Source organism: Actinotalea sp., assembly GCF_035443605.1.
Classification (GTDB): Bacteria; Actinomycetota; Actinomycetes; order Actinomycetales; family Cellulomonadaceae; genus Actinotalea.
The window spans coordinates 1-8,081 of the sequence record NZ_DAORSQ010000106.1 but is presented as its reverse complement, the minus strand read 5'-3'; the positions used below and the strand labels follow the sequence as shown (position 1 = coordinate 8,081).

Sequence of the window (8,081 nt, the reverse complement as noted above, 5' to 3'; positions counted from 1 at the left end):
TAGGCCTCGGCCTGCTTGGACAGGTCGTCGAAGACGATGAGGACGTGCTTGCCCGCGTACATCCAGTGCTGGCCGATGGCCGAGCCGGTGTACGGCGCGAGGTACTTGTAGCCGGCCGGGTCAGAGGCCGGGGCAGCGACGATGGTCGTGTACTCCAGCGCGCCCGCGTCCTCGAGGGCCCCGCGCACGGCGGCGATCGTCGAGCCCTTCTGGCCGATGGCGACGTAGATGCAGCGGACCTGCTGGTGAGGGTCGCCCGTCTCCCAGTTGGTCTTCTGGTTGATGATCGTGTCGATCGCGATGGCGGTCTTGCCGGTCTGGCGGTCGCCGATGATGAGCTGACGCTGGCCGCGACCGATGGGGATCATCGCGTCGATGGCCTTGAGGCCCGTCTGCAGCGGCTCGTGCACGCTCTTGCGCTGCATGACGCCGGGTGCTTGGAGCTCGAGCGCGCGGCGCGCCTCGGTGGCGACCTCGCCCAGCCCGTCGATGGGGTTGCCCAGCGGGTCGACGACCCTGCCGAGGTAGCCGTCGCCGACGGCGACGGAGAGCACGTCGCCCGTGCGCCGGACGACCTGCCCCTCCTCGATCCCGGTGAACTCGCCGAGCACGACGACGCCGATCTCGCGCACGTCGAGGTTGAGCGCGAGGCCGAGCGTGCCGTCCTCGAACTCGAGCAGCTCGTTGGCCATGCAGCCGGGCAGGCCCTCGACCTGGGCGATGCCGTCGCCGGCCAGCGTGACGCGGCCGACCTCTTCGCGCACCGCGCCCGTCGGGGCGTAGGACTGCACGAAGCTGTCCAGCGCGGCCCGGATGTCCTCGGGCCTGATCGTCAGCTCAGCCATGGTCTGCCTCCTGTCGTGGCCGCCGGGGCGACCTGCGTTCTGCGGGGGCCGCGGGCGGCCCGGATGTCGTGGGCCGGTCAGCCGGCCAGTCGGCGTCGTGCGTCGTCGATCCTGCTGAGCACGGTCGAGTCGACCACCTCGGGGCCTACCTGCACGCGCAGGCCACCCAGCACCTCGGGGTCGATCGCGACGTTGAGCTGGACAGCCCGCCCGTAGCTGCGCTCGAGCAGGGCGGTCAGGCGCGCGGCCTGGGCCGCGCTGAGCGGGGCGGCTGAGGTCACCTCGGCGACGAGGCGCTGGCGCCGACGGGCCGCGAGGCGGCCCATGAGCGAGAGCATCGTCGACATCGTGCGTCCCCGTGGCGCCCTGGCCCCGCGCGAGACGAGCTGCACCGTCGCGGGCAGCAGCCGACCGTCGAGCAGCCCGTGGACGAGGTTCTCCCGGCGCTCCGGGGTGGCCGCGCGGTCGGTGACCGCGCGTCGCAGCTCGCGCTGACCGATGAGCACCCGGTCGAGGCGGAACAGCTCGTCCTCGACCTGCTCCAGCAGCCCGGCGGCCTGGGCCGAGGCGAGCACGGCATCGGCCGCGAGCGTCTCGATCGCCACGACCAGGTCCTCCTCGCGCGACCAGCGGCCGCCGGCGAAGGCCTCGAGCACCGTGACGACCCGCGGGTCCGCCGTGCGCCCGACGAGACCGCGCACGAGGCCGGCCTTGTCAGCACCCGAGCGGGCCGGGTCGCTCAGCGCCCGACGCAGCGAGCCCGAGGAGTCCAGCGCGTCGACGAACGCGAAGAGCTGTGCCCCCAGCGTCGCCGCATCGCCCCCGGCGGCGCGCAGCGCCGGCTCGAAGCCCGTCCGCACCGCCTCGAGCGATGCCGCACTGGTGCCGCGCATCAGCCCTCCGTGCCGGCCGTGGTCACGGCGTCCGCGGCGGTGGCGACCTCGAGCTCGTCGAGGAACCGGTCGACGACGCGGGACTGTCGCGCCTCGTCAGCCAGGGACTCCCCGACGATCCGCGACGCGAGCTCCGTGGCGAGCGCGCCCACCTCGGCGCGCAGCGAGACGGACGCCTGCTGACGCTCGGCCTCGATCTGGCGCTGGGCCGTCTCGAGGATGCGGGCCGCGTCTGCCGAGGCCTTGACCCGCAGCTCCTCGACGATGACCCCGCCCTCGACGCGCGCCTCCTCGCGGATGCGACTGGCCTCGGCACGCGCCTCGGTCAGCTGCTGGTGGTACTGCGCCAGCGCCGCCGCGGCCTCGGCCTGGGCGTTCTCGGCCTGCGCGAGGCCACCCTCGATCCGTGCCGTGCGGTCGTCGAGCACGGCCGTGAACTTGGGCAGCACCATCTTGTAGAAGGCGACGGCGATGATCACGAGCACGACCGTCGACCACAGGAGGTCGTAGTCCGCCGGGAGGAGGAGGTTGATCCCCTCGACCTCCTCGGCGTGCTCGGCGGCCTGGACCGCAGCGGCGACGACGGACGTCATCACGTGAAGAGGAAGCCCGTGACCAGGCCGAGCAGTGCGAGCACCTCGACGAAGGCCACACCGATGAACATCGTGGTGCGGAGCTGGCCGGCGACCTCAGGCTGGCGGGCGATGCCCTCGAGCGCCTTGCCGATGAGGATGCCGAGGCCGATGCCCGGGCCGAGGGTGCCGAGGCCGTAGCCGATGGTCGCGACGTTGCCGCTGACTTCGGCGAGCGTGGTGCTGTCCACTGGGTGTGTTCCTTCCTGAAGGCGCCCGGGCGGGCGTCGGGTCGAAGCCAGCGCGTGGTGCGCGGGCCGGTCGGACGGTCAGTGCTCCTCTTCCACGGCCATGTTGAGGTACACGGCCGAGAGGAGGGTGAAGATGTAGGCCTGCAGGAGCGCGACCAGCACCTCGAAGAGCGTGAACGCGATGCCCGCGGTGAGCGAGAGGGCGCTGAACGCCTTCATCACCCCGGAGGCCTCGAAGAGGAAGAAGTTGGTCGCGCTGAAGCACAGCACGAGGATGAGGTGCCCGGCGATCATGTTGGCCGTGAGTCGCAGGGCCAGCGTGAGCGGGCGGAAGACGAAGACCTGCAGCGCCTCGATCGGGGTGACGAGCACGTAGAGCACCGGCGGCAGGCCGGGCGGCAGCAGGCTGTTCTTGAGGTAGCCGCCGAGGCCGAACTTCTTGACGCCGACCGCGAGGTACATGACGTACACCCACAGGGCGAGCACCAGCGGCATGCCGATGAGGGACGTGCTGGCGATGTTGAGCAGCGGCACGACGCCGGTGATGTTGCCGGCCAGCACCGCGAAGAAGATCGTGGTGAGCATCGGCAGGAACCGGCGGGCGTTGTGGCCCATCGTCTCCTCGGCGATGTTGACCCGGACGAAGTCCAGGGCGAGCTCGGCGATGTTCTGACCTCGGCCGGGGACCAGCGACGCCCGCCGGGCGGCGAGCATGAACAGGGCGACGAGGACGGCGGCGGAGATGATCCGGACGAGGATGATCCGGTTCATCTCGAACACGGTGCCCTCGAAGGCGAAGGCCGCCGGGAAGAACTCGGCGATCGACGGCGGGTGGAACCCACCCTCCTCACCGGTGGCGGCGAGCAGCAGGTTCGTCGCGACGCTGGACAGAGCGCACTCCCCCGGTTCGTGGCGGCGGGCAGGCCCGGGGCGCGCGCGCCGTCGGGCCGTACCTGGATCGGCGAAAGCCTAACGCATCAGGGTGGTGGGTCCGCGCGCTGAACGGCGTTCGCGGCCCGGTCGACGGCTCCGCAACGGCCCTTCGTCCCGGCTCAGCCCTGGGGGGTCGTGTACGGCACCCGACCGCCGACCACGGCGCGGTAGTCGAGCAGCGCGGAGCCGAGCACGCCCACCACGACGACGACGACGAGGACCACCCGGTCGTAGAAGTCCTGGCCGTCCAGCACCGCGAACACGGCCACGAGGACGACCATCTTGGCCAGCCACGCCCCGAGGATGACCGCGCCCGTCGTGGTGGCAGAGGACCCTGCGGTGCGCAGCATGCTCACCACGGTGGTCCCGCTGAAGACGAGCGTGATGGCGACCCCGATGAGCGCGGCCCACAGCCCGGCCGCGCCGGCGACCAGCCAGCCGACCACGGAGCCCACCACGGCGAGCACGGCGACGAGCACGAGCATGCCGCGCAGCGCGCGCCGGAACACCGCGCGGACCGCCTCGTCGGTCGCGGCGGTGGCTGCGGACCCCTGCTCGGGGGTCTCGGGCACGGTGCTCATGTCAGGCTCCTTCGGGGACGGGTCGGGCGCGGCCGCGCAGCGGTCCGAGGGTCAGGGCGGTGGCCACCACGCTGCCCACGCCGAGCGCCCACAGCACCTGCGTGGTGGTGAGCACGGCCAGCGCGGCGACCCCGTAGGAGACCAGCGCGGTCCACAGGTACATGATGACGACGGCCCTGCGGTGGGAGTGGCCCAGCTGGAGCAGCCGGTGGTGCAGGTGCAGCCGGTCCGGGTGGAACGGCGACCTGCCGGCGCCGACGCGGCGGATGACCGCAAGGCCCATGTCGAGCAGCGGCAGCAGCAGCACGGCGAGCGGCAGGATGATCGGCAGGACGGCGGGGAGCTGCTGCCGGTCGGAGATGACGGCCGGGTCGATCTGCCCGGTGACGTAGATCGCCGCAGACGAGATCGTCAGGCCGATGAGCATCGACCCGGAGTCGCCCATGAAGATCCGGGCCGGGTAGAAGTTGTGCGGCAGGAACCCCACGCACGCCCCCACGAGCACGGCGACGACGAGGCTGGCGAGGTTCGAGTAGTCGTCAGAGCTCGCGTCGACCGTGAGGAGGTAGGTGTAGAGGAAGAACGCCGAGCCGCCGATGGCGATGAGCCCGGCGGCCAGCCCGTCGAGGCCGTCGACGAAGTTCACCGCGTTGATCGCGACGACGACGACGAGCACCGTGAGGACCAGCGAGGAGGTCGCCGAGCCGATCGTGAGGCCCCCGATGGGCAGCGAGACGAGCTGGACGTCACCGACCCACGCCATGAGGCCCACCGCGAGCACCTGACCGATGAGCTTGGTGAACCAGTCGAGCTCCCAGATGTCGTCCGCCGCGCCGAGCAGGGCCACGAGGGTCGCGCCCCCGAGGATCGCCCACGCGGTCCTGGACGCCGCGAACACCCCCTCGAGGAAGGGCATCTGGGAGGCCAGCGCCATGGCGACGGCCATCCCGAGCAGCATGGCGATGCCGCCCATCCGCGGGATGGGGACCGCGTGCACGTCGCGCGCGCGGACCGCCGTGATCGCACCCATCCGCAGCGCGAGCCACCGCGCCAGCGGGGTGGTGAGGAAGGTCACCGCCGCCGCGATGAGGCCCACGAGCAGGTAGACCCTCACCGCGCGCCCTCGCCACCGACGTCGGCGACGTCAGCCCGCACGTCGGCGACCTCGCGCAGCCGGTCCAGCCCGATCGCGCCCGCCCGGACCAGGCGCAGCCCCGGTCCCGTGGCGTCGACGATGCTCGACGCGACCCCGCCGGGCGCCGTGCCGCCGTCGAGCACCACGGCCACGGCGTTGCCCAGCTGCTCGGCGGCCTCGGCGGCGGTCGTCGCGGCGGGTGCGCCCGTGAGGTTGGCGCTGGAGACGGCGAGCGGCCCGGTGCGCCGCAGCAGCGCGAGGGCAGCCGGATGGTCGGGCATCCGCACCGCCACCGTCCCGTGGGTCTCGCCGAGGTCCCAGGCGAGCGATGGCTGCGCGTGGCAGATGATCGTCAGGCCACCGGGCCAGAACGCAGCGACGAGGTCGCGGACCCCGGGCAGCAGCCCGGTGCACAGGCCGTCGAGCGTGCGCGCGTCGGGGACCAGCACGGGCGGCGGCATCTGACGGCCGCGCCCCTTGGCCGCGAGCAGCGCGGCGACGGCGGGCGGGGTGAACGCGTCGGCCGCGAGGCCGTAGACCGTGTCCGTGGGCAGCACCACGAGCCCGCCGCGGGCGAGCACGTTCACCGCCTCGTCGAGCGCCGGGCCCCACGTCGAGGGATCCGTGCAGTCCAGGACCGTCACGGCCGCGAGTCTGCCACGCCGGGGCCGCACGGGCCGTCCACCCGCCGCGCCACCACCATCCGGTCGCGGCCGGCGAGGTCCGCGGCGGTGCGCACGTCGGTGAAGCAGCCGGTCGACCCGACCATCGCGCGCACCGCGGCCGCCTGGACCTCGGCGTGCTCCATGACGAGGGTCCCCCCGTGCCGCAGCAGGCGCGCGGCCGCTGCGACGACGCCGCGCGGCACCGTCAGGCCGTCGGGCCCCAGCCCGTAGAGGGCGACGGCCGGGTCGTGCTCGCGCACCTCGGGGTCCACCGGCACGGCGTCCGGCGGGATGTAGGGCGGGTTCGCCACGACGACGTCGACCGAGCCGTCGAGGTCGCGCAGCGCGGTCCGGGCGTCACCACGCTGCAGGCGCACCGCGGACCCGAGGGCCGCGACGTTGCGCTGCGCCCAGGCCCAGGCGTCGGCGTCCAGCTCGACGGCGTGGACCTCGACGCCCGGCACCTCGTCCGCCACCGCGAGCGCGATCGCCCCGCTGCCGGTGCACAGGTCCACGACGACGGCGCGGCCGCGCTCGGCGAGCGCCGCCCTGGCGGCGTCGACGGCCACCTGGGCGACCTGCTCGGTCTCCGGCCGCGGCACGAAGACGCCGGGTCCCACGGCCAGGTCGAGCCGACGGAACGGTGCGCTCCCCGTCAGGTGCTGCAACGGCACGCGCGCCGCGCGGCGGGCGACGAGCCCGGCCAGTCCATCGGGGGCCGACCGACCGAGCACGGCGTCGGCCCGCACCTGCGCGAGGGTGCCGCCGGTGAGGTGTGCGGCCAGCAGCTCGACGTCGACCCTTGCCGAGTCGATCCCGGCCGCGGCGAGCACGGCGGCACCCTCGCGGAGCGCGGCACCGAGGCGCTGCCCCGGGTCGGCTGCGCCGGCACCTCCCGTCGGCGCGCTCACGCGCCGGCCTGGGCCAGCCGCGCCGCCTCGTCCGCCTCGATCGCCGAGCGCACCAGCGCGTCCATGTCGCCGTCGAGCACCTGGTCGAGGTTGTAGGCCTTGAAGCCCGTCCGGTGGTCCGCGATCCGGTTCTCCGGGTAGTTGTACGTCCGGATCCGCTCGGAGCGGTCCACGGTGCGCACCTGGGAGCGGCGAGCCACGGACGCCGCGGCGGCGGCCTGCTCCTGCCGGGCGGCGAGCAGCCGCGCGCGCAGGATCCGCAGGGCCTGCTCCTTGTTCTGCAGCTGGGACTTCTCGTTCTGGCACGAGACGACCAGGCCCGTGGGCAGGTGGGTGATCCGCACCGCCGAGTCGGTGGTGTTGACCGACTGCCCGCCCGGGCCGGAGGACCGGTAGACGTCGATCCGCAGGTCCGCCGGGTCGATCGCCACCTCGCCGGCGTCCTCGACCTCGGGCAGCGCCACCACGCCGGCCGCCGACGTGTGGATCCGGCCCTGGGACTCGGTCACCGGGACGCGCTGCACGCGGTGCACACCGCCCTCGTACTTGAGGTGCGCCCACACGCCGTCCTCGGGCGTGACCGTCCCGCGCGCCTTGACCGCCAGGGTGACGTCCTTGAACCCGCCGAGGTCCGAGCCGGTGGCCTCGAGCACCTCGTGCGACCACCCCCGACGCTCGGCGAAGCGCTGGTACATCCGCAGCAGGTCGGCGGCGAAGAGCGCCGACTCCGCGCCGCCCTCCCCCGCCTTGATCTCCAGCAGGACGTCGCGCGCGTCGTCGGGGTCGCGTGGGACCAGCACGCGGCGCAGGGTCTCGGCGGCGTCCGCCGCGTCGGCCCGCAGCGCCGGCAGCTCGGCGGCGAAGCCGGCGTCGAGCTCCGCGAGCTCCGCCGCCGCCCGCGCGTCGTCGTCCGCGGCGTGCCAACGGCGGTAGGCGCTGACCACCCGGCCGAGCTCGGCGTAGCGACGGCCCAGCGTGCGGGCGGCCCCCGCATCGGCGTGCAGGGACGGGTCGGCGAGCCGCGCCTCGAGCGCCTCGTACTCGGCGAGCATCGGCCCGACGGCGTCGAAGGTCTCGGACATCAGCGCCCCTTCCCGCGGCTCGTGGAGGTGTCCCGGTACGACGACGCCGGCGGGGCCGCCACGTCCGCTCCGCAGAGAGGGGATGGCTGCGCCCGCCGGCGGCGAGGGTGCTACTTGGCGGCGTCGGCCTTCTTGCCGTACCGCGCCTCGAACCGGGCCACGCGGCCACCGGTGTCGAGGATCTTCTGCTTGCCCGTGTAGAACGGGTGGCAC

At 73.7% G+C, this 8,081-nt stretch carries 11 protein-coding genes; all 11 read right to left on the bottom strand.

What is annotated here, in order from left to right:
* Positions 1–845 (bottom strand): F0F1 ATP synthase subunit alpha (locus tag PKY62_RS10980; RefSeq protein WP_502875834.1); only part of this gene is annotated, 845 nt, incomplete at its 3' end.
* Positions 846–922: 77 nt separating this feature from the next.
* Entirely contained in the window at positions 923–1,738 is an 816-nt protein-coding gene (locus PKY62_RS10975; protein WP_324536883.1) for a F0F1 ATP synthase subunit delta, read from the bottom strand.
* Positions 1,738–2,331 carry a F0F1 ATP synthase subunit B gene (locus PKY62_RS10970; protein WP_324536881.1) on the bottom strand — a complete coding sequence of 198 codons (594 nt, stop codon included), beginning with the start codon at positions 2,329–2,331 and terminating at the stop codon, positions 1,738–1,740. Before PKY62_RS10970 ends, PKY62_RS10975 begins: the two co-directional genes overlap by 1 nt.
* Positions 2,331–2,561, bottom strand: coding sequence for a F0F1 ATP synthase subunit C (gene atpE, locus PKY62_RS10965; RefSeq protein ID WP_324536879.1), 231 nt, complete (start codon positions 2,559–2,561; stop codon positions 2,331–2,333). The genes PKY62_RS10970 and atpE overlap by 1 nt, the downstream gene beginning before the upstream one ends.
* 78 nt (positions 2,562–2,639) lie before the next feature.
* Entirely contained in the window at positions 2,640–3,383 is a 744-nt protein-coding gene (atpB, locus tag PKY62_RS10960) for a F0F1 ATP synthase subunit A (RefSeq protein WP_324536887.1), read from the bottom strand.
* A 230-nt stretch (positions 3,384–3,613) separates the two neighbouring features.
* The gene (locus PKY62_RS10955; protein ID WP_324536875.1) at positions 3,614–4,075 is read right to left on the bottom strand and encodes a Cg1360 family ATP-synthase-associated protein; all 462 of its coding nucleotides are present in this window, start codon (positions 4,073–4,075) and stop codon (positions 3,614–3,616) included.
* A 1-nt stretch (position 4,076) separates the two neighbouring features.
* Entirely contained in the window at positions 4,077–5,189 is a 1,113-nt protein-coding gene (locus tag PKY62_RS10950) for an MraY family glycosyltransferase (RefSeq protein WP_324536873.1), read from the bottom strand.
* A complete protein-coding gene (locus PKY62_RS10945; protein WP_324536871.1) occupies positions 5,186–5,854 on the bottom strand; it encodes an L-threonylcarbamoyladenylate synthase in 669 nt (222 codons plus the stop codon). The genes PKY62_RS10950 and PKY62_RS10945 overlap by 4 nt, the downstream gene beginning before the upstream one ends.
* A complete protein-coding gene (gene prmC, locus PKY62_RS10940) occupies positions 5,851–6,786 on the bottom strand; it encodes a peptide chain release factor N(5)-glutamine methyltransferase (RefSeq protein WP_324536869.1) in 936 nt (311 codons plus the stop codon). Before prmC ends, PKY62_RS10945 begins: the two co-directional genes overlap by 4 nt.
* Positions 6,783–7,868 carry a peptide chain release factor 1 gene (gene prfA, locus PKY62_RS10935; protein WP_324536866.1) on the bottom strand — a complete coding sequence of 362 codons (1,086 nt, stop codon included), beginning with the start codon at positions 7,866–7,868 and terminating at the stop codon, positions 6,783–6,785. The genes prmC and prfA overlap by 4 nt, the downstream gene beginning before the upstream one ends.
* Positions 7,869–7,978: 110 nt before the next feature.
* On the bottom strand, positions 7,979–8,081 hold a 103-nt coding region (gene rpmE / locus PKY62_RS10930; protein WP_324536885.1), incomplete at its 5' end, for a 50S ribosomal protein L31.

Bases quoted from the DNA above. Each gene is read 5' to 3' on its own strand.
- PKY62_RS10975 (WP_324536883.1), bottom strand. From the start codon at position 1,738: ATGCGCGGCACCAGTGCGGCATCGCTCGAGGCGGTGCGGACGGGCTTC.
- PKY62_RS10970 (WP_324536881.1), bottom strand. From the start codon at position 2,331: ATGACGTCCGTCGTCGCCGCTGCGGTCCAGGCCGCCGAGCACGCCGAG.
- PKY62_RS10955 (WP_324536875.1), bottom strand. From the start codon at position 4,075: ATGAGCACCGTGCCCGAGACCCCCGAGCAGGGGTCCGCAGCCACCGCC.
- prfA (WP_324536866.1), bottom strand. From the start codon at position 7,868: ATGTCCGAGACCTTCGACGCCGTCGGGCCGATGCTCGCCGAGTACGAG.